The organism is Nocardia acididurans, from assembly GCF_016741815.1.
Classification (GTDB): domain Bacteria; phylum Actinomycetota; class Actinomycetes; order Mycobacteriales; family Mycobacteriaceae; genus Nocardia; species Nocardia acididurans.
In genome coordinates this window covers 331,172-352,147 of sequence record NZ_JAERRJ010000004.1, presented here as the reverse complement: position 1 = coordinate 352,147, position 20,976 = coordinate 331,172, and the positions used below count along the sequence as shown (strand labels likewise).

Genomic DNA, 20,976 nt, shown 5'->3' with positions numbered 1-20,976 from the left:
GGCTCACCTACCCAACACTCGAAAAGGACTGAAATGCTTTACGACGAACGCACTATGCGGGAGCTGGTCAGCAATCTCCGTCAGTACCACACCGATCTGGTGTCGGCGGCCGGCGATGGCACCACGAACAACGAGACCACCAGCGCGTTCGGTGCTGCGTCGGCCAAGCTGAAGGATGCTTGGACCAACGAGGTCACCGGCGAGCAGAACTCGTCGTGGAACAGCTTCGACGCCGTGAAGGTGCGCTGGAACGGGGAGTACTCCGACACCCTGACGACGCTCACCCGCGTGGCCAACGAGGTCGAGAACGCGATCAACAACGCGCTCAGCACGGACGGTCGGGTCGCCGGCGGTTTCGGCGGCTGAGCGTTCCGCTCGAACCGATAGGCACCCCTCCGAGTGTGGAGGGGTGCCTATGCTCTTGAACAGGTGACGCACTCGGCTGTGACGTGCTCACCCATTGGCCTGATGGAGGATTCGTGCCAGCGCAGTTGACCACGCGCGCCCAAGTCAACGGTTACCGCTTCCTGTTGCGGCGGCTCGATCACGCGTTGGTTCGGCGCGATGTGCGAATGCTGCACGATCCGATGCGCGCGCAGTTCCGATCCTTGATCTCGGGTGCGGTGCTGGCCGTTCTGGTGGTCGCGGGTGCGGCGATCATGGCGTTCATCAAGCCCCAGGGGTCGATCGGCGATGCGACGATCGTGGTGGGCAAGGAGAGCGGTGCGCTCTATGTGGTCGTCACCGATGAGGACGACGACACCAAGCAGACGTTGCACCCGGTCTTGAATCTGGCGTCCGCCCGGTTGATCGTCGATTCGAACGAAAATCCGAAGTCGGTCAAGGACAACAAGCTCAATTCGCTGCCGCGCGGGGCCATCGTGGGCATCCCCGGTGCGCCGGCGGCCTTGCCGGGCACCGGTCAGGGCGAGCGCGCCGACTGGACCCTCTGTGACACCGTCGAGTTGTCGGATGGCGGCGGTGCGGCCTCCGCAACGGGGGCGACGACAACCGTGATCTCGGGCCAGGCCGAGCTCAACGAACGTATCAAGCGCGCGGATGCCGGTGTGGCCCTGTACGTCAAGAAGGGCGACAAGTCCTATCTGATCTACGACGGCAAGCGTGCCGAGGTCGATCCGCGCGATTCGGCGATCGAGCAGTCTTTGAACCTGTCGGGTTCGAACCCGCGCCCGGTGACCACGGGCCTGCTCGATGCGGCGACCGAAGTCCCGGCGCTGGCGGTGCCGGCGATTCCGGAGGCCGGTGGGCCCGGACCGGGCAAGTTGAGCGGCGTGCCGATCGGCGGTGTCATCCGGGTGGCGCTCGGCAGCTCCGATAAGCCGGAGCTCTACGTCGTGCTGGCCAATGGCGTGCAGCGCATTTCGTCGTTCACCGCGGAACTGATCCGCAATGCGAACTCGCAGCAGATGCCCGAAATCGAGTCCGTGACACCGGATATGCTGCGTGGCGTCGCGGTGGTGCACTCGCTGCCGGTGGACGGCTTCCCCGATGAGACCCCGAAGATCATCAGCGCGGAGGACAATCCGGTCGCCTGCATCGCCTGGTCCCGGGAGCAGGGCGCCGGACTGGCCTCGGCCGACGTGGTCGAAGGACCCGCGGATCGCGCAGTGGTGAGCATGCTGATCGGCACCCGCCTGCCGATCTCCGATTCCGCCGTGCCGGTGGGACTTTCGTCCGCCGACGACACCGGTGACCGCGTGGACAGCGTGTACGTACCGCCCACCACCGGAGAATTCGTCTGGGTCACCGGTGTCGAACCGGGCAGCCCGCGACGGGGCAGCCTGTTCTACGTGGCGGACAACGGAATTCGCTACGGCATTCCGGATCTGGACACCGCGCAGACGCTCGGTCTGGGTACGACGCCCCACCTGGCGCCCTGGGCGATCATCGGTCAGCTCGTCGCCGGGCCGACCCTGTCGCGCAGCGCCGCCCTGGTGAGTTACGACACCCTGCCGAGCGGCGACTGACGCCTCACCCCACAGCGCCGATGTAATGCTGCTCGGCGGATGTGGTCACGAGCATGGCCGTGGTTCTGGTCGCCGGGGTATCCACCGTGACCGTGTGCCGGGCATCCGGATGCTGGAAGATGGTCACATCCGCCTCCGGCCGGTAGTCCGGCGGCACCGTCTCGTAGATGGTGACGACGGTGGCCGAACCCGGGGGAGCGGCGGACGGGACGCCGTCGAACACGATCACCGTGGCGGCCGGATGCGGAATCCGGCTGGTCGCGGTGGCATTGCGGCCGGTATGGGTGACCGAGGACGCCAGTGAGAGGGCGTGGGCCGCACCGATATTCGCGATCATCTGCTGCCACGCGCCCGGACGGGAGGTGTGCACCACCGCGCCCGCGCCCAGAGCGATGGCGCGCAAGATCACCTGCTGCGCCATGGACAGGTCGGCGATGATGTCGATGCGGCGGGATCCGTCTCCGATGAGCGGGACCGCGATACCACTGCCGGCGGCGTCGGCCCCGATGAGCTGGCCGCAGCCCGCCGTGGGGACCGTGATGCCGGACAGGGCGTCGAGCGGGCCACGATAGCCGCCCGGGCGGACTTCCTGAGCGCCGAAGGACAGCGTGTCGGCCAATGCCCAGAGCTGCCGCCGGGACAGCTCCCGCAGACCAAGCACCGGAGGCTCGTCGAGTTCGTGTGTGGTGTCGTAGCGGACCCGTGCGTCGACCTCGATGGTGGCCGGGTCGTCGGTGCCGTCCGGCGCGGAGCTGTTGGCGGGGCGCAGGCGGACGGTCACCGTGGTGGACAGGCAGCGCACGGCCCAGATCTTGGCCAGCCCATCGGAATTGAAGAGTTCCGGATCGATCTGGAAGCTGGTCAGATGGATTCCGTTGTATTCCAGTGACTTCGGAGTTTCGGTGAACTCTTCGAGGGGGATGCCGCGGGTCAATTCCCGCAACGCGGTCGTCATTTCGGAGGTGGTGAGCACCGAGGCTGTGATGCCGCGCGCTGCGAGCCTGTTGGCCACGCGACGGGTTGCGATGATGGCCGCACGCAACGCGCCTTCCGGCCCACCGCCGCGATTGTCGACCGCCTTGGCATTCGCCAGCGGATTCAACCGCAGTACCAGCCATACCGTGCGATGCGCGATAGCCGGTAGGGGGCCGAGGATTTCGTCGTACAGTTTGCCCAGCGGCGCGATCGTGGCCGCGTAGCCGGACAGCACGGCCTCGGTGCTGGCGGTGCGGGTGCCGGTGCTGATCACGTCGGCCGAATCCAGTTCGACATCGTATTGCCGCAGGCACGAGGCGATTTCGGTAAGCGGTAGCACCTGATCGGTGGACAACGAGCCACGCCGCAGCAGCGTGAGCGTGTCCGGTGGCGGATCGATGCGCAGCATCATCGTCAGCAGTGAGCCGTCCCACCGCAGACCGCAACTGCCGCCGTCCGGCAGCGGCACGTCCACCAGCGTCGGTTCCTCGAGGTTGCGACGGCGTGCTCGCCGTACCCGGAACGCGATCCACTGCGCCAGCCGCAATCCGATCGGGACGCCGCGGACCGGCGTGAGTCCCACGAGCGCCGGAACCACCCCCGCCAGCGCGATGCCCCACCAGGGCGCATCGAACGCGACCGAGATCACCGTAGCGATCACGACGAGGAGCGAGACCGGAATCACCAGCCGGAGCGGCATCATCCGGAACAGCCACATCTCGTCCGAACTGAGCTCGACGGCGCTTCGACTCGAATTGTCCTCGTCCGCGGGCGGTCGCGACGGCGCTGCCGGCTCATCCTGCGGTGCGCGAGAGCGCTGATTCGCGTCTTCCTGCGAGCTCCGCGGATCGGGCCGTGGAGCCGGCGGCGGTTCCGGCGGTCGGCGCCGCTGATCGTATTCGGGCGGGTGCGGGTGCTGTGGATTTCGTTGTGGCACACCGGCGTGTTCGGGTGCTCGGTGCCTCGGCTCGGCGCTGTGCCGGTGCTGTGGCGCACCATGCTGCTGTGGCGCACCATGCTGCTGTGGCGCACCATGCTGCTGTGGCGCGCGGTGGTGCCTCGGTCCGCCCTGCGGGGGCACGGGCGCGCCGTACTGCTGATGCGCTCCGCCGTGCGGCGGAGGTGCCTGGCCTGGTTGCAACGATCCCCCCGAACTGTTCCGGTTGTGTTCCGTACCGTTCTCGTAGCTGTTCATACTGCCGTTCTCAGTCGAGGGCCGACGCCAACCCCAGGGAAGTGAGGATGGTCGTCAATGCCGAGCGCATATCCGGTTCCTCGATGCGCATGAGCATCGCCTCGTCGATCGCGCCGAGATCGATGGAATCGTCGTTGGCGAGCCGGAATTCGCGCTCTTCCTCCGCGGCCTCGATCAGATTGCGGATGAAGCGGCCGTTGCCCGCCAAGTCCACGCCGCGGCGCGGCTGGCCGCTCTGGTCGGTGGATTCCATCGCGTAGAGCTTGGCGCACACTTCGACCAGGGCGGCCAGCGCGCCGTCGGACAGCTGCGAGTCGCGCCGGTTCGAGATGACCTGACCGATCTGCCCGAGCTCCTCGGCGGCGTAGGACGGAAACAGCAATCGCTTGGAGAAGCGTGAGGCGAGACCGTCGTTCGCGGCGAGGAAGCGATCGATCTCGCCGTCGTATCCGGCGATGATCACCACCAGTCGGTCGCGGTCGTTCTCCATGCGCGCCAGCAGGGTGTCCACCGCTTCGCGACCGAAAGCGTCGCCGCCGGAGAGGCCGGTCTGGATCAGCGTGTACGCCTCGTCGATGAACAGCACGCCGTCCATCGCGGAGTCGATCAGCTTGTCGGTCTTGATGGCCGTCGAACCCAGATGCTGGCCGACGAAATCGGAGCGCTTGGACTCCACCACCTTGTCGGTCTTGAGAATTCCGAGGCCGCAGTAGATCTTGGCGACCACGCGCGCGATGGTGGTCTTACCGGTTCCCGGCGGGCCGGTGAAGGCCAGATGCTGTCCACGCGCCGAGCTCGAAAGCCCTTTCTCCGCCCGGATCTTGGCCAGCTGAGCGCTCGATTGCAGCTTCGCCACCTGGGTCTTCACGGCCTCCAGGCCGATCTGCTTCTCCAGTTCGGCTCGGGCATCGGCGAGTATCTGCTTGGCGCGGTCCTCATGTTCGGCGGCCAGCTTCTCCTCCAGCGAGGGCGCGGACGCCGGATCCCACTTGTCGGTCCGAGCCTCGATCACCTCGCGAGAGGTGACGGTGATGCGGTAGGTGCGGTCCCGCATGGCGGCGGCATTGGCCTCGAAATCGGGTGTCTGCGAATACACCTTCTCGAAGAGCGACTGCGCCTCATCGGGTTTGCCCATCTCGCGCAGGCACAATCCGCGGCAGAACATGGCGGAGGTGCGAGCGGCCGGAATCGGCCCGGCCTCAGCGGCTTCCATACGGCGCACGGATTCGGTGAACAAGCCGAGCTGTGCACAGGCCGTGCCCACCATCACATGTGCGCCCGCGGCCAGATACGGGTCCTCCCACTCCGCCGAGCCGGCGAGCACGGTCATCACATCCGGCCAGCGCTGGGTGTTGTAGTGCAGAATTCCGCGCACGTACGCGATGATCCGGCTGTCGATCGCGTAGTCGGGGTCCGAAGCCCGCCCGGCCCGGTGCGTTTCGAGTTCGTCGAGTACCCGCTCCGCCTCGTCGTACTGCTTGTCGGCGATCAGATGCGCGGCGTACGCGACATGGACCTCGGTGAGACTGGCCAGCGGATAGTCGATGTAGAGGCCGGGGAGGAACCTGCCGGCAAGCACCCGGGGTTGCAGCCCGAGTCGCCGTTGCTCGCGGAAAAGCGTGGTGGCCGAGGTCTTGTAGAGATTGTGCAGCACATCGGTGGTTACCTCACCCGCCACGGCCCGCCCCAGCCAGGCGTCGCACATGGTCGGATCCCATTCCGTGGCGCGCTGAAAGGCGAGTTTCGCGTATTCGAGGTCCCGGTTCGACTCCTGGCCGTCGATGCTCAAACCCAGTGACAGCACTCCGGCATCGAACGCACGTTGGGCCTGGCGAGTGTCGATCATCTTAGGCGAACCCCGAATTCGTCGAACCTGGTTAGGCTTTCGTTCATTACTCCCCATCCGGAACGGATGCGAATCGCATCGTTGCGGATAGTCCGTTACATTATGGTCAGCCGCCCGGGGTGGGCAACTGGGAAGAGGGCAGGAGCAGTTCAAGAAGTGACCGCACCTTCGAGCAGCGGCCTAGGCGCCGCTGAACCCGAATTGTGCCGCGTGTCCGTCATCGGGGGGAACACTCAGCTCGATGTTGGTCTGCCAGCACATGTTCCGATCGCCGCGTTCATCGGCGATCTGGTGAAGCTCGTCGAATCTCGCAATCCCGAACCGGTGAGTAGCGAAGACGGAGCAACGCCGCTTCAACCACAACATTGGACACTGGCCAAGCTGGGACGAGACATGATCCCGCCCGGCCAGACACTCAGCGACGCCGAGATCTACGACGGCGAGCTGCTGGTGCTGCGCGCAGTCGCGGCCAAGGAATCGCCGGCGCTGTTCGACGATGTCATCGATGCGGTATCCCGGCTCACCGCCGAGGAGTTCCGCAGCTGGTCGCCGAATTCGGCGCGCTGGACCGGCCTCGTCGCCGGCGTCGTCGCGGTTCTCTTCGCCCTGGTGATGGGCGCTCTCTCGCGCGGTGCGGGTGACTATGTCGTCGCTCCCGCACTGTTGTTCGGCGGCGCGGCCGCCGCGCTGGTGGCGGCCGTCATCGCGGTACGCAAGTACGCCGATGAACTCACCGCCTCCGTGCTCACCCTGTGCATGCTGCTGCTGATCTTCGGTGCGGCCGCGCTCACGGTGCCGCGGACCCTCGACAGTCCGCATCTGCTGCTCGGCTGTTGCGCCACACTGCTCTTCGCGGCGATCGGCTACCGTCTCATCGGCGCCGGCGCGACCGTGGTCGCCGCCGCTGTCACGCTGTCACTGCTGGTGGGTGGCGCCGCGGCCGTGCATATCATCTGGGACGCCGGCGTGCCGAAGATCGCCGCCGGGGTCATGGTCGTCTCGATCCTGTTGCTGTCGATGGTGCCGCGGCTGTCGGCCATGCTCGCTCGCCTGCCGGTGCCTCCGGTGCCCACCGCGGGTGCGGCCATCGACCCCGCGGATCACGAACCCCGTCCCAATATCGAAGGCATCGGCGCCATCGGCGCGACCGTGCTGCCGTCCGCTGCCGGTCTCGGCCGTCGCGCCCGCACCGCCAACCAATTTCAGACCGGTATGGTCTTCGCCGCCACACTGGGCGCGGGCCTCGGCGCACTCTTCGCCGCCGAACCGCTGGGCGACCACCGCTGGCAGGGGGTGACCCTGGCCGTGGTGATCGCTGTCATCCTGTGCCTGCGGGGCCGTGCCTTCGCCGATCTGACTCAGGCGTGCACGTTGATCGCCGGTGGTGCGGCCACTTTCGTGCTGCTGATCGTGCTGCTGGGCCTGGGCGATACGACCATGTTGCTTATCTCGGCGGCGCTCCTGCTCGCGTGTGCGGTGGGAGCCATCGGGTTCGGGGTCATCGGCCCGCATATCGAGGTGACTCCGGTGACCCGGCGCCTGAACGAGATACTCGAATACGCCCTGATCGTGTCGATCGTCCCGTTGGTGTTGTGGCTCATGGACGTCTACTCGATGGCCCGCAACATATGAGATCGGCCCGCGGACGCGACCGGTTCTGGATCCGAATCCCGTGTGCGGCGGTTGTTCTCGGTGCGGCGCTGTTCGTACCGGGCGCACCGGCCTCGGCCGCTGCGCCGCCGGTGGTCGATATGGGGGTCCTCGCCGAAGCACAGGCCCTGTCGGGAAAACCGGCGCCGATGGTGACCACCGAGAAGCAGCACTATTGCGCCGAACCCGCTCTGGAAGGCGCTGCGCCCAAGGACGCCCCGCTGGCGCAGCGGGTGCTGAACCTCCCCTCCGCATGGCAGTTCAGCAGGGGCGCGGGACAGAAGGTCGCGGTCATCGACACCGGTGTGGCCCGGCATCCCCGGCTGAATGTGGAAGCCGGCGGTGACTATGTCTCCGACACCGACGGCACGGAGGACTGCGACGGGCACGGAACCCTGGTCGCCGGAATCATTGCCGCTCATCCCAGTCCGGACGATGCCTTCGTCGGCGTCGCGCCCGAGGCTCAGATCCTGACCATCCGTCAGTTCAGTGAGGCGTACAAGGCCAAGGACCAGAGCGGCTCGGCCCCGGCCGGCAGCATCAGCAGCTCCGGATACGGGACTACACTGACCATGGCCGCGGCGGTGGTGCGTGCCGTCGACATGGGCGCGACCGTGATCAATATCTCCGAAGCCGCCTGTGCCACCGCAGGATCCGATACCGCCGACGGCGCCCTCGGCGCCGCCGTGAAGTACGCCTACGAACGCAATGTCGTCGTGGTGGCCGCCGCCGGAAACGTCGACTCCAGCACCGGGTGTAATCAGAACGAGGAATCGGGCTGGGACGATGTCCAAACCGTGGCTACCCCGGCGTACTTCAGTCCCTACGTGCTGTCGGTCGGCTCGGTCGACATCGACGGCAGCCCGTCGAGCATCACGCTGTACGGGCCGTGGGTCGGCGCTGCCGCTGTCGGCCGGAATGTCGTTTCGCTCGATTCCAAGCCCGGCGGCACCGGACTCGTGAACCGGGTGATCGGCCAGAACGGCGCGCAGGCCATCAACGGCACCAGCTTCGCCGCCCCGTTTGTCGCGGGACTGGCGGCCCTGGTGCGTGCGAAGTATCCCGAGCTCACCGCACAGCAGGTGATGGACCGCATCACTCGCACCGCCCACGCCCCGGGCCAGGGGCGCGACGACCGCATCGGCGCCGGGCTCATCGATCCGCTCGCGGCGCTCACCGCGCATATCCCCGCCACCCCGCTGAGCGAGGGGGCGGACGAACCCCGGGCCTTCCCCGAACCCGGTGTGGCGGCGGGCCCGGATCCGCTGCCCCGGCTTATCGCCGCCATCGGGTCCGTCGTCTGTCTGGCCGCGCTGGCCATCGGTCTCGCGGTGTCGATTCCGTACCGCCGCCGGCGGAGCGACGACGAGCTGCCCGACCTCGATTCGTAAGAACCGGAGAAATACCTATGGCTACCGAAGGTTTCGTGCGTCGGCCCCGGATCGCCCCGCCCCGCGCCCCCGGCGGCGAAATGGCGCTGACAGCTCCGCCGGAGATTCCCCGGGCGGTCCCCGCGCCGCTGATCACCAAGCTGATGCCGGTGGTCATGATCGTGGCCATGATCGGCATGATCTCCATGATGGCGATGATGGGCCGGTCCATCCTGTCCAACCCCTTCATGATGATGTTCCCGCTGATGATGATCATGTCGATGGCCGGCATGTTCATGGGCCAGCGGAGCGGCAACAAGAACGCCGCCGAACTCAACGAGGACCGCAAGGACTATTTCCGATACCTCGACCAGACCCGGCGCGAAGTACGCCGCACCGCCACCAAGCAGCTGGAGACGCTGGTGTGGAGCCATCCGTCACCGGCGGATCTGCCTTCCGTCGTCGGCACCCGGCGTATGTGGGAACGCCGCCCCAACGATCCTGATTTCGGGCACGTACGGGTCGGCATCGGAACCCACCGCCTCGCAGCGAAACTCGCACGGCCGGAAACCGGGCCGCTGGAGGATCTGGAGCCGGTGTCCACCGTGGCGCTGCGCCGGTTCGTGCGCACCCACTCGGTGGTGCACCACCTGCCCACCGCTGTCTCGCTGCGTGCGTTCCCAGCCCTCAATATCGAAGGGCCGGAAGCGGATCGGCGCAATCTGGTGCAGGCCATGCTGATGGAACTGTGCGCCTTCCACGGTCCGGACCACGTGGCCGTCGCGATCGTGTGCGCCGAACCCGATTCCGACGCCTGGGGTTGGGCGAAATGGCTGCCACACCTGCAGCATTCGACGCAGCGCGATGGTATGGGCGCGGCTCGCATGATGTTCGGTTCGCTCGGTGAGCTGGAAACGGCCCTCGCGGATGATCTGCTCGAACGAGGGCGCTTCATGCGCAATCCGCAGCCGACGGCGGGCCGCCTGCATCTGGTGGTCGTGATCGACGACGGCTACGTGAACGGAACCGAACGCCTGATCAGCGAGTCCGGCCTCGATGCCGTCACCGTCCTCGACATCAGCGGCACCGAGAACGGCCTCGCCGCGCGCCGCGGTCTGCAACTCGTCGCCGCCGACGGCGACGTTTTCGCCAAAAGCGCTTCCGGCGCAGAGAAATTCGCCACCGCCGACCGGACGACGCTGGCCGAGGCCGAATCCTTCGCGCGCAGCCTGGCCCGATTCCGCGTCGCCACCGCGGCTCAGATCGTCAGTCTCGGAGACAACACCACCACCGCGGATCCCGGTCTGATGGCGCTGCTCAAGGTGCCCGATGCCGCGCAGGTCGATCCGGCCAAGGTGTGGCGGCCGCGCCACGGGCGCGAGCGCCTGCGTGTGCCCATCGGCATCACCCCGGACGGCACACCGGTCGAGATCGACATCAAGGAATCCGCCGAGAACGGTATGGGCCCGCACGGTCTGTGCATCGGTGCGACAGGTTCGGGTAAGTCGGAATTCCTACGGACCCTGGTGCTTTCGCTGGTCACCACGCACTCGCCGGATCAGCTGAACCTGGTGCTCGTCGACTTCAAGGGTGGCGCGACCTTCCTCGGTCTGGACCCGCTGCCGCATGTCGCCGCGGTCATCACCAACCTCGAAGACGAGATCGAACTCGTCGACCGCATGCGCGACGCACTCGCCGGGGAGATGAACCGCCGCCAGGAGCTGTTGCGCTCGGCGGGCAACTTCGCCAATGTCACCGAGTACGAGAAGGCCCGAGCCGCCGGCGTCCCGCTCGACCCGCTGCCGGCGCTGTTCGTCGTCATCGACGAGTTCTCCGAATTGCTCTCGCAGAAGCCCGATTTCGCGGATCTGTTCACGATGATCGGCCGGCTGGGGCGCTCGTTGCACGTCCACCTGCTGCTGGCTTCGCAGCGGCTGGAAGAGAACAAGATGCGCGGCCTGGACTCGCACCTGTCCTACCGCATCGGGTTGCGCACGTTCTCCGCCAACGAATCCCGCGCGGTGTTGGGCATTACCGACGCCTACCACCTACCCGGTGTGCCGGGTTCCGGATATCTCAAGAGTGATGCTTCGGATCCGCTGCGGTTCAACGCCTCCTATGTGTCGGGCCCCTATGTCGCACCGCGCGCCACCCGCCGTTCCGCGGATGGCACCGCCGTCGTCGAAGCGCCGCCGCGTCCCTTCACCGCCGCCCCGGTGGAAATGCTGGAACTGCCCGAACCCGAAGGATTTCCGGATCCGCTGGACTTGCCGCCCCCGCCGCCCGCCGACGAGGGCATTCCGGACAGCCTGCTGCAGACCGTGGTGAAACGCCTGACCGGTCACGGCCGACCGGCACACGAGGTGTGGTTGCCGCCGCTCGAGGAATCCCCGACCGTGGACATGCTGCTGCCCGATCCGGACTGGCGGTCCTCGGTCAACCGCCACGGTCAGCTGTGGATGCCGATCGGCATCATCGACAAGCCCTTCGAGCAGCGCCGCGATGTGCTCACCATCAATCTCGCGGGCGCGCAGGGCAATGTCGCCGTGGTCGGCGGTCCGCAGTCGGGTAAGTCCACCACGCTGCGCGCCATCATCATGGCCGCCGCCGCCACCCACACCCCCGAGCAGGTGCAGTTCTACTGCCTCGACTTCGGCGGTGGCTCCATGGCGGGTCTGGTCGACCTGCCGCATGTCGGTTCCGTCGCGAACAAGCTCGACGTCGACCGGGTGCGACGCACCATCGCCGAGCTCAGCAGCCTCCTGCTACAGCGTGAGGAGCGTTTCGCGTCGCTTCGCATCGAGTCGATGACCGAGTACCGGCGCCGCCGCAATGCCGCGCTCGCAGCCGGAGCGACCAGCGACCCGATCCTGCTGGACCGGTTCGGGGACGTCTTCCTCGTCATCGACGGCTGGGCGGTCATCCGTGAGGAATTCGACGTCCTCGAGGGCGCGGTCAATCAGCTTGCCGCTCAGGGCCTCTCGTACGGTATCCACGTCATCCTCGGCGCGAACCGCTGGGCCGAGATCCGGCCGGCCATCAAGGATCAGGTCGGTACCCGCATCGAACTGCGCCTCGGCGATCCGTCCGATTCGGAGATGGGCCGTCGTGTGGCGGCGAATGTGCCTCTCAACCGCCCTGGCCGCGGTCTGTCCGCCGAACAGCTGCACATGCTCATCGCGTTGCCGCGCTTGGATTCCGATACCGACCCGCAAACCCTGTCCGACGGTGTGAGCGCCGCCGGTGCGGATATGCGGGCGCTCTACGGTGACCGGCGTGCTCCCCAGGTGCGCATGCTGCCGCTCAACGGGTCGCGCGAGGACGTGCTGGAGTTGGCGCGGGCGCACGGCATCGAACAGGGGCCGACCCGCGTGGTCGTCGGCATCGGCGAATCCGAACTGCAGCCGGTGGTTCTGGACTTCGGCGTCGAACCGCATTTCCTGGCGTTCGCCGATGTGGAAAGCGGCAAGACGACGCTGCTGCGCAATATCATTCGCGGCATCGCCGACAACTCCACCGCGGAGCAGGCGCGGATCATCCTCATCGACTACCGCCGCACCCTGCTGGGCGTCATCGAAGGCGATCAGCTCGCCGGCTACTCCACGTCCTCGCAGACCTGCGGCAGCATGATCCAGGAGGTCGTCAACTACCTGTCCAAGCGCATCCCGGGCTCCGACATCACGCCTCGGGAATTGCGTGACCGCAGCTGGTGGTCCGGACCCGAAATCTACGTGGTCATCGACGATTACGACATGGTCGCCACCGGCGGTATGAACAACCCGCTGGGCCCGCTGGTGGAATATCTGCCGCAGGCCCGGGACATCGGCCTGCACGTGATCATCACCCGGCGCATGGGCGGCGTCTCGCGCGCACTCTACGACGGCGTGATCGGCTCCATGAAGAACATGTCCGTGGACACTCTGCTCATGTCCGGCCCCAAGGACGAGGGCAAACTCATCGCCGATGAGCGCCCGATGAAACTGCCTCCCGGGCGCGGCATGCTCATCTCCCGCACCCGCGGCAAGGAGATGATCCAGGTCGCAAACCTGCCCGGGATGTAGTGCCGTACCGGTCGAAGACGAAGGGCGCCGGGCTATTCGACGCCCTTCGTCAGGACCGGCAGTAGCTTGTCGAGCAGGACCCGCTCGGAGTCGCCGGACCAGTTCCGCAGGGCGTTCACGGCCGCCGGATCGTCGAGCACCAGCACCGTCGCCGCCCGGCTGGTCATGGAGAAGGGGAGATCCCGCAGGCCACCGCCGCCGGCGCTGGAATCGCTGCGCACCGCCAGAATGAATCCGGATCGGATGGGGGACAACAGCTCCGAGCTGAGGGTGCTGCCGTTCTCCGTCCGCGGTGAGGGTTCCTCGCCAACGCGGGCGAAGCTCTGGTTATAGACGAATCCGAGCGCCTCCAGGAACTGGCTCTGCGGACCGGGTTTCAGATGCGCCCCGAGTGTCGGGGTGATGGAATCACCGGTGATATCCACGGCCACAATGATTTTGCCCTCGAACGCGGGATGCAGCCGCCGCGCGTCGGCGGCGGTGGTGACCGGTGCGGCGGCGCTCTGCGTGACCGGACCCGCCGGAGTCCGCGCCTCCGGTGCGGCGTCGTCCCCGGAGAGCACCCACACCGTACCCGCCACCGTCAAGGCGGCAGCCAGCGCAGCGGCGCCGATCAGCGCGCCCCGGTTCCGCGGCGCGGTGGGATGCGGCCGCGTGGGCGTCGCCGGCGATGGATACGCCGGTCCCGAAACGGGAGCCGTGAACGCGCCGGGCGCGAGGACCGGCTGCCGGACCGGCTCCGGCGCGGTCGGGGACGACAGCGGTGAGATTCCGTGCAGTAACGCCGATCGCAGGGCGGTGGTGAATTCGTGGCAGGAATCGAACCTTTCGTTCGGATCCTTCGCCATCGCCACCGCCAGCACCTGATCCACCGCCGGCGGCAGCGCGAAGTTCACCATGCTGATCCGCGGCGGCGGCTCGTACAGGTGTCCCATGATGACCTTGGTCGGCTGGGTCGCCGGATAAGGGTTGCGGCCCGCCGCGAGTTTGAAGAACGAGCAGGCCAAACTGTAGATGTCGGAACGGTGGTCCACCGGGGCGCCGTTCAACTGCTCCGGCGAGGCATAGGCGATGGTGGCGACGAACGTTCCGGTCTGGGTGAGTTCGAGGGTGTCCTCGGTGGACTTGGCCACGCCGAAATCGGTGAGCAGCACCCGCTCCTCCTCGCCCGCGGTCTGCGCGAGCAGGAAGTTGGCGGGCTTGACGTCGCGGTGCAGCAGGCCGCGCCGGTGCGCGTGATCCAGGCCGCGGCCCACCTCGGTGATGATGCGCAGCACCCGCTGCGGGGTCATGGACTGCGGTTCCCTCGTCGCGGCCGCCGCGGCGTCGATACCGTCTACGTACTGCATGGCGATCCACAGCTGGCCGTCCAGCTCGCCCCGGTCGTAGACCGCCACCACGTTCGGATGATCAAGGGCCGCGGCCAGATTCGCCTCCCGTTCGAACCGGGAGCGGAACTCCTGATCGGCGCTGTACTGCGCGCTGAGCACCTTGATGGCGTCTCGGCGCGGCAGGGTCGGATGCTGGGCCAGGAACACCGTTCCCATACCGCCCGCACCGATCACCCGCTCGATGCGGTAGCCGTCGACGCTACTGCCCGGACCAATCGTCATGGCGATCTACCGCACCTTCGCATTGGCGAGCAGGGCGTACTGCGCGGCGGCGCGCTGATGCGCGTCCTGGATCTGAGTGCTGCTCACCCGCGCGACATAACGGTCGTAGCTGACCACACACAGATAGTTGTTGCGCGACTTGCCTTCTTCCAGATTGCACCAGGCGCCGGGCACCCCCTCGGGCGCGTCCGCGGGCTTGGTGGTCTTGGCCTGAATCGCGGAAGACATTGCCGTGGCGGCGGATTCGTCGCGGGCGCGCAGCAGCAGGCTGCCCCCGTTCACGGTGGCGGTGAAGTCGACGCCGCCGATGTCGAGCAGCTCCCGCCAGGACGCCATATCGCCCGCGCCATTGAGGAATCCGCGCGTGGACAGCCAGTTCTCGCGCTGCACGGAGGGCGTCATGTACTTCTCCGGATGCAGGGTGCGCCGCAGCATGCCCTCCGGATCGTAATCCAGTCGCAGCACCTCACGCGCGGACAGCGGCGGCAGTGCGTCCAGCAGCGGCAGCTGCACCGCGATCGCCTGTTGCGCGCGGGCGCGGAGCTTTTCCGGATCGGCCTCCGGCAGTTGGACGAACGCATTGACCACATAGTTTCCGTGGGCCAGCGTCGCCGCCATATTCGAAATACCCGGCCGCCAATGGGCTTTCGCATCCGGGTAGCGATCCAGCGTCAGTCGCTGATTGAGATCCGGGGCCACCGCGAAGTCGGCCTCCTCCATCGAGGTCGCGGCATTGCGCGCCGAATCCCGATCCGGGAACTGCAGGACGGTGAGGTTCACCGCCGAGGCGTCGGGCGGTGGCGTGCCGTGGCCGTACGCGTTCATCACATCGGTGGACCCGAAGCCGTCCTGTGAGATCTTGTGGCTGCTCGAGGTGGCCGAGTAGCCGAACTGCAGTCCGTGCTGGACGGCGGCCTGCACGGCGACGTCGGCCAGTACGAAGTCAGCCCGGCTCGCGGAGGTGATATCCACGACCCGAGTGGTGTACTTCAGTGCCGGATCTATCTCCAGACCATTGGCGACCGCGCCCGCCAGCCGCATCACCGCCAGCTCGGTCCCGTTGTTCAGCTGGTGGTTGTATTCCCTGCGCAGATCCAGTGGTTCGGTCGGGAAGCTGCCGACATCCAGCGCGCGGATATCGATCTCACCGGCAGCGGGGGTGCCCGCGACCGTCGAACATCCGGTGAGCACCGTCGCCGCCGCCAGTGCGCCGGTCGCGAGGGTAACGCGAATACCGTTGTGCCATACCATGTCCGCCCCCTACTTGCTGTTCACGAGAAGTGCGTACTGCGCCGAGATCCGCTGCTGCACATCGGGCATCTGCTCACCCCAGGCCATCGCCACGTAGCGGTCCCGGGTGACCCAGCAGTAGTTCGCGATCGCGCCGGTGCTGGGGCCGCGATAGGTGACGCAGCGTGCGGTCGGCAGCGCCGCCGGACCCGCGGCGGTGCGGTAGTAACGGCCGTAGGACAGTTCGTCGAGCAGGCGCTGCGCCGATCCGATGTCGCGCGTGCGGATTACGCGGGTGGCGCCCCACGCCACCGCGTCCACTCCCGCCTGCTCGTAGTGCCCGCGCAGTTCCAGCGGATCTCCCATCAGGTGCAGATCACCGGCCAGGCTGTACACGCCGGGCGGGCCCGTGTAGTAGTCCTCGGTGGTTCGCGACAGCGTCCGGCGGTACATGCCGGTGGGGTCGAGGTCCATCGTGGGCAGCTGATCGACCGGGGTCGGCTGGAAGGACCGGAGTCGCTCCGTGGTCGCGGTGACGCTCCTGTCGGTGAGGTTCAGCAGCAGCTGCTGGTCGGAGTGCTTCAGCACCCGGTTCTCTTCGCTCTGCGCGATGGCGACGATCACGTATCGTCCGGTCGCGTACCACGCGGCCAGCGCCTGTTTTGCGGGCTGCCACCGGACCACCGCGCTCGCGTGCATCGGCGAGCTCAGTGACTCGACCACAATCGGGCTGCCGTCGTAGGTCGCCTGCCACTCGCGCGCGGACAGCGCCGCCGCGGCCGCCGTCGCCGAAGCATCGGAATCGAACAGCAGCACCGAGGTGGACAGGGAGTTCCCGATATTGGCATCGTCGTCGGTCCGGCCGGTGCTGGCGAACCCGGCGACGAAACCCTTCGTGTCGGAGGCGAATCCGGTGCTCGTCAGGTAGGTGTGCATCGCGAGCGTGCTGTTGCCCTCCTCGGGTTCGAGGAACGCCTGCGAGGCCCTGGTGTCGTTGACCCGCAGGCTCGAATCGATCTCGTACGGCAAGGGAACGAAACCCGCCATCCGCTGCGCCTCGAAGTAGCGGGCCACCATCAGCCGGTTCGCGGGCTGGAACTGCTTGGGCTGCGTCTCGTAGCTGCCGACGTCCAGGGTCGCGAGATCGATCTCCGGATCGGATACGGCCGCAACCGAATCGGACCCGCAGGCGGCGACGGCCCCCAGTCCGGTGGCCAGCAGCAACGCCGCCAGCGCGCGCCCTACCCGGCGTACGGGTCGCCTCATCATCAAACCTCTCCCCAGGCGTATGGCCGCGCGGAAGGTCATGCGATGTCGTGGATCCCACCCCGTGGTCGTGCGAAATGTCGCGCGGCAGCGGACGAAGCGCGTCCGCTGCCGGGCAGTCTAGCGTGGTGACCGGTCTGTCACCTTTCGGTGGTTTGCCGGGATCAACCCGCGGACAGCTCCGCCGCACGGCTCACCGGCACCGGCAGGTACGAACGAACCCAGCTGGCGGCCGGACGTTCGAAGAGGGCGCGGGAGGGTCCGGTGGCTTCCGGCCCGGCGATGCGCGCGAGCCGGAAGCCGGCTCTGCGGTAGTAGTCGTGCAGTCCGGGATTGGTGGTCCAGGCGTCCAGGCGCACCCAGGTGCGATGCTCGGCGCGGGCGAGGGTCGCGGCATGGGCCAGCAGTGCGTCGCCCACATGATGACCGGCGAAACGCAGATCCACGATCATGTAGTGCACGATCACCGCGTCGGCTAGTTCGCCCGGGGACCACAGGCCCTCGTCGGCGCGGTCGTTCACCGTGATGGTGCCCGCCGGTTCGCCGTCGATCTCCGCGATCCAGGTCTCCCCGCCGCGCACGGCATGGGCGACGGACCGGACGAAGGTCTCGATGGGGAGCCCTCGCCCGGCCCGGGTCCATTGATCACTGCCGCGGGCGGCCAGCCAATGGGTGCGTTGCCGTCGGAACCTGGTGATCGTTCCGACGTCGCCGATGTGGGCCGGGCGAAGGTGCGGAATCATGGCGAGCCGGGTAGTAGGAAGTTTCCGAAGGAATGGGAGTTGCCCTGGGGGAGCGGGGTTCCCAGGGTGCGGCGGATGACGTCGGTGCCTGCCGCGTCGCCCAGCTCGTAGGCCAGCCGATTGCGGGCCGCCGTGGAGCGGTGCCGGGTGACGCGGGTGATCCGATCGTGCGTGGCCCCGATGCGCAGGTGATCCAGCAGGAAGGTACTCGGACCGATGCCCAGGACGGCCGCCTCCTCCGCGGTGGCCGGGCGCGCGACGATGGTGTCGCGATGCGCGGTCTCGGCGAAACCGCGCGCGGCCAGCCGGCGGGTGGTGCCCTCCGGAATGTCGTGCGGGCAGTCGATCCCGGTGGCCTCGGCCAGATCTCGCGGATAGAACGAGACCTCCCACGACCACGGCTCGTTGTCCAGATACTGCATGATCGTGCGCGATACGACCCAGTCGTCGCGGTCCACGCCCAGCCAGTGCGCGACCTCCGGGGTGGCCGGTTCCATTCTCGCACTGAACTGTTTGGACGGCTCCCGGCCGGCGGACCGCGCGATCTCCACGAAGATATCGGCGGCGACCTTGGGCCGGTCCGGTCGAATGTGGTTGGTGACAACCGATTCCAGCACTTCCTGACTCCGCACGATGGTGCCGCGGGAAGTTGCTGTGTAGACCAGGTTTTCGGCGACCAGGAGCTGAATAGCGTTGCGAGCGGTGGTGATCGAGACCTGCATCTGATCGGCCAGCTCGTTATGGCTCGGTAGTCGATCGCCCGGTTTCCACTTGCCGGCGCGGATCTCCTCGCGGAGGAGGTCTGCGATCCGTTGATATCTCGGACCGTCCGCCATCTCGCTCCTCGGTTGTTGCTTCAAGGCACCGAAGTCTACTCCGGTGGTCGAACCGCCGTGTAAGGCTTGACACCAGCGTTCCGAGGTTTATTGTAATGAAGGTCCTGAATGCGGTGTTGGTCAGCGATGAACGCGAGGCAACGTGGCTGGTTCGGAGACGTCAAATACGGTCGTTGTGGCACTGCCCGACGTGTCCCAGTATGCGGACATCGAGGCGCAGCCACTCGCAACCGGGCTATTGCCGACCTCCGACCTACTCCTGCGCGCTTGCCGAGGCCACCGAGTCATCGGGGGACCACTGCTGTGGTTCGCCCACGACCTGGCGGTCCTGCACGAGCGGCGCCTGGTAGGCCGAGGCGGGATAGGGCCGGAAACCGACCCGACGTCAATCATCGAAAACAAGCGCCGCCGAATCGAATTGGTTATGGCCATTGACGATTGGATCGTGCGCTCGGTCCCCCAGCACCGTCTGGGCGCGACCCTGCACACCGAGACCGTCGGGTCCGTCATCGATCGTTTGGCGGAGGCATCCGTGCGGGCGCACCACGCCCTCATGACCATGGATGCCAACAATGAAATGCTGCATGGTGCCTGGCACCATCTAGCCGAATTGTCCGACGCCTACGACGATCTCGTGCGCGACGTCCTAGCCGGACGCCGCCGCCTCCCCGCCTGGTAGGCGCACACTCACCGGCCGGTCCGGGCCCAAGGGCGGCCCGGACCTCCGGCGGTACCCACTTCGTGGTGGTCAGACCAGGCTGTGCTGGGTCGCAATGGCTTTCGCGGCCCGCCGACCCATGCGCACTGCGCCGTCGACGTGCTGGAAGCCGTGACCGGCCAGGTCGGAGCAGGCGAAGTGGATGGGGCCGAGTGGGGCGCGGTGGTCGTGGCCGTAGCGGGTGAGGCCGCCGAGGTCGAAGCTGACGCCGTAGGCGCCGCGGGTCCATTCCTCTGCGCCCCAGTCGGATTCGTAGTAGACGACCGGGTTCGCGGCTTCGGGGCCGAGGTAGCGGACCAGGCAGTCGAGGACGGTTTTGCGTCGGTCCTCGGGCTCCAGGTCGAAGACGGCGTCGGCCTGTTCGTGGGCGATGAAGCCGACCAGTGCGCCGTTGTCCATGCCGTGGTTGGTGTTGTCGTAGACCTCGGAGACGAAGTCGTTGTCGCTGAAACCGGTTCCGGACAAACCCTTTTCGCGCCAGAACGGGGTGGGGTAGACGGCGTGCACCTTCACCACGAAGCCGAAGGACATGTGCTGGTACATCTGGTGGCGGCGGCGCGGCAGCGGGGGATCGAAACGGATGGCGGAGTAGAGGTTCGGGGGGACGGCCAGGACCATGCGGCCCGCGTGCACCTCCAGGTCGCCCTCGGCGAACACGGTGACCCCGGCGTCGGACCAGCGCACCGTGCGCACCGGCGCGTTCAGGTGCACATCGTCGCCGAGCTGGGCGGCCAGGCGCTGCGACACCTGCTGCATGCCGCCGATCACGCGCCTGTCCAGCATGAAGGTGTCGGTGGCGAGAGCAGTGAAGGAGCCCTGGGCGGCGGCCATCTGGAGGGCCTGCAGGGCGGAGAAGGTGTGCGCGGGCTTGGTCAGCATGGCGCCGGAGACGTAGAAGGCGACGGTCTCGCGGGCGTATTCGTCGTCGGACTGACGTTCCAGCCAGATCGAGAACGGGATCGAATCCAGTTCGCGCGCATGGGGATGCGTCCACGGCTCCTCCGCGCCGACCTCGGCGGCCAGGCCGTCCAGGAGGGCGAGCAGGCGGTCGATCTCGGCGGCGGTGGCCTCGGGGGCCGGGAACACGTCACCGGTGAACTGGTGCCTGCCGCCGTCCGCGTCGAGGAATACCGATTCGCCTTCCCGATAGCGCGAGAAGGTCTCCAGGCCGAGTTCGGCCACCAATTCCAGCGCCGCGGTGTGGTGCGGCGACAGCCACTGGCCGCCGATCTCGATCATCGCGCCGTCGATGTCACCGGTCCAGGTGCGGCCGCCGACTCGGTCGCGGGCCTCCAGCACGGCTACCGTCAGGCCGGCTTTACGCAGCTCGGTCGCGGCGGTCAGACCGGACGGGCCGGCGCCGACGATCACGACGTCACGAGTGATGACAGGCACGAGAACTCCTTGGTGGACATCGGGGACCCTCGGAATAACCCGAAGGTTGCTGACTTCAGTATGTGGGCGCGGGCACTCGCGCGCCCGCGC

The 20,976-nt window shown here is 67.3% G+C and carries 14 protein-coding genes; 6 read left to right on the top strand and 8 right to left on the bottom strand.

From position 1 onward, the window contains the following. Positions 1 to 33: 33 nt before the first annotated feature. Positions 34 to 366, top strand: a complete 333-nt coding sequence (locus JK358_RS12300) for a hypothetical protein (RefSeq protein ID WP_201946917.1) — start codon at positions 34 to 36, stop codon at positions 364 to 366. Positions 367 to 479: 113 nt separating this feature from the next. Then, positions 480 to 1,988, top strand: coding sequence for a type VII secretion protein EccB (gene eccB, locus JK358_RS12295; protein ID WP_201946915.1), 1,509 nt, complete (start codon positions 480 to 482; stop codon positions 1,986 to 1,988). Between the two features lie 4 nt (positions 1,989 to 1,992). Here the strand turns inward: eccB and eccE are convergent, their stop codons facing one another. Next, entirely contained in the window at positions 1,993 to 3,666 is a 1,674-nt protein-coding gene (gene eccE, locus JK358_RS12290) for a type VII secretion protein EccE (protein WP_232851164.1), read from the bottom strand. Between the two features lie 502 nt (positions 3,667 to 4,168). Continuing rightward, positions 4,169 to 6,004, bottom strand: a complete 1,836-nt coding sequence (gene eccA, locus JK358_RS12285; RefSeq protein WP_201946911.1) for a type VII secretion AAA-ATPase EccA — start codon at positions 6,002 to 6,004, stop codon at positions 4,169 to 4,171. 102 nt (positions 6,005 to 6,106) lie between these two features. On the opposite strand from eccA, the gene eccD reads away from it, so the two are divergent. The 3 genes from eccD to eccCa are packed head-to-tail and all read left to right on the top strand — an operon-like array spanning position 6,107 to position 13,085. Beyond that, positions 6,107 to 7,636, top strand: a complete 1,530-nt coding sequence (eccD, locus tag JK358_RS12280) for a type VII secretion integral membrane protein EccD (RefSeq protein ID WP_232851237.1) — start codon at positions 6,107 to 6,109, stop codon at positions 7,634 to 7,636. Continuing rightward, the gene (gene mycP / locus JK358_RS12275) at positions 7,633 to 9,045 is read left to right on the top strand and encodes a type VII secretion-associated serine protease mycosin (RefSeq protein ID WP_201946905.1); all 1,413 of its coding nucleotides are present in this window, start codon (positions 7,633 to 7,635) and stop codon (positions 9,043 to 9,045) included. The genes eccD and mycP overlap by 4 nt, the downstream gene beginning before the upstream one ends. A gap of 17 nt (positions 9,046 to 9,062) precedes the next feature. Next, the gene (eccCa, locus tag JK358_RS12270; protein WP_201946902.1) at positions 9,063 to 13,085 is read left to right on the top strand and encodes a type VII secretion protein EccCa; all 4,023 of its coding nucleotides are present in this window, start codon (positions 9,063 to 9,065) and stop codon (positions 13,083 to 13,085) included. 32 nt (positions 13,086 to 13,117) lie between these two features. Here eccCa and JK358_RS12265 read toward each other — a convergent pair whose 3' ends face one another. The 5 genes from JK358_RS12265 to JK358_RS12245 all read right to left on the bottom strand — a co-directional run bounded on the left by JK358_RS12265 (position 13,118) and on the right by JK358_RS12245 (position 18,773). Beyond that, positions 13,118 to 14,698 (bottom strand): serine/threonine-protein kinase, encoded by a 1,581-nt coding sequence (locus JK358_RS12265; protein WP_201946900.1) that lies wholly within the window; start codon positions 14,696 to 14,698, stop codon positions 13,118 to 13,120. A gap of 6 nt (positions 14,699 to 14,704) precedes the next feature. After that, complete coding sequence (locus tag JK358_RS12260; protein WP_201946898.1) at positions 14,705 to 15,949, bottom strand: DUF7373 family lipoprotein; 1,245 nt, start codon at positions 15,947 to 15,949, stop codon at positions 14,705 to 14,707. 9 nt (positions 15,950 to 15,958) lie between these two features. Further along, the gene (locus tag JK358_RS12255) at positions 15,959 to 17,194 is read right to left on the bottom strand and encodes a DUF7373 family lipoprotein (RefSeq protein WP_201946896.1); all 1,236 of its coding nucleotides are present in this window, start codon (positions 17,192 to 17,194) and stop codon (positions 15,959 to 15,961) included. A gap of 164 nt (positions 17,195 to 17,358) precedes the next feature. Then, positions 17,359 to 17,937 carry a GNAT family N-acetyltransferase gene (locus JK358_RS12250; protein WP_201946894.1) on the bottom strand — a complete coding sequence of 193 codons (579 nt, stop codon included), beginning with the start codon at positions 17,935 to 17,937 and terminating at the stop codon, positions 17,359 to 17,361. After that, positions 17,934 to 18,773, bottom strand: a complete 840-nt coding sequence (locus JK358_RS12245) for a GntR family transcriptional regulator (protein WP_201946891.1) — start codon at positions 18,771 to 18,773, stop codon at positions 17,934 to 17,936. Before JK358_RS12245 ends, JK358_RS12250 begins: the two co-directional genes overlap by 4 nt. A gap of 142 nt (positions 18,774 to 18,915) precedes the next feature. Between JK358_RS12245 and JK358_RS39975 the strand changes: the two genes are divergently transcribed. Next, positions 18,916 to 19,452: a DUF4254 domain-containing protein gene (locus JK358_RS39975; protein ID WP_307817478.1), complete on the top strand. Its 537-nt coding sequence runs from the start codon at positions 18,916 to 18,918 to the stop codon at positions 19,450 to 19,452. 69 nt (positions 19,453 to 19,521) lie between these two features. Here the strand turns inward: JK358_RS39975 and JK358_RS12235 are convergent, their stop codons facing one another. Beyond that, on the bottom strand, positions 19,522 to 20,886 hold the full coding sequence (locus JK358_RS12235; RefSeq protein WP_201946886.1) for a flavin monoamine oxidase family protein: 1,365 nt from the start codon (positions 20,884 to 20,886) through the stop codon (positions 19,522 to 19,524). Positions 20,887 to 20,976: the final 90 nt, after the last annotated feature.

What these genes read in the sequence shown, in the direction of transcription:
- JK358_RS12300 (WP_201946917.1), top strand. Translation starts at nt 34, where the DNA reads ATGCTTTACGACGAACGCACTATGCGGGAGCTGGTCAGCAATCTCCGT.
- eccE (WP_232851164.1), bottom strand. Translation starts at nt 3,666, where the DNA reads ATGATGCCGCTCCGGCTGGTGATTCCGGTCTCGCTCCTCGTCGTGATC.
- eccA (WP_201946911.1), bottom strand. Translation starts at nt 6,004, where the DNA reads ATGATCGACACTCGCCAGGCCCAACGTGCGTTCGATGCCGGAGTGCTG.
- eccD (WP_232851237.1), top strand. Translation starts at nt 6,107, where the DNA reads ATGGTCAGCCGCCCGGGGTGGGCAACTGGGAAGAGGGCAGGAGCAGTT.
- mycP (WP_201946905.1), top strand. Translation starts at nt 7,633, where the DNA reads ATGAGATCGGCCCGCGGACGCGACCGGTTCTGGATCCGAATCCCGTGT.
- eccCa (WP_201946902.1), top strand. Translation starts at nt 9,063, where the DNA reads ATGGCTACCGAAGGTTTCGTGCGTCGGCCCCGGATCGCCCCGCCCCGC.
- JK358_RS12265 (WP_201946900.1), bottom strand. Translation starts at nt 14,698, where the DNA reads ATGACGATTGGTCCGGGCAGTAGCGTCGACGGCTACCGCATCGAGCGG.
- JK358_RS12260 (WP_201946898.1), bottom strand. Translation starts at nt 15,949, where the DNA reads ATGGTATGGCACAACGGTATTCGCGTTACCCTCGCGACCGGCGCACTG.
- JK358_RS12255 (WP_201946896.1), bottom strand. Translation starts at nt 17,194, where the DNA reads ATGAGGCGACCCGTACGCCGGGTAGGGCGCGCGCTGGCGGCGTTGCTG.
- JK358_RS12250 (WP_201946894.1), bottom strand. Translation starts at nt 17,937, where the DNA reads ATGATTCCGCACCTTCGCCCGGCCCACATCGGCGACGTCGGAACGATC.
- JK358_RS12245 (WP_201946891.1), bottom strand. Translation starts at nt 18,773, where the DNA reads ATGGCGGACGGTCCGAGATATCAACGGATCGCAGACCTCCTCCGCGAG.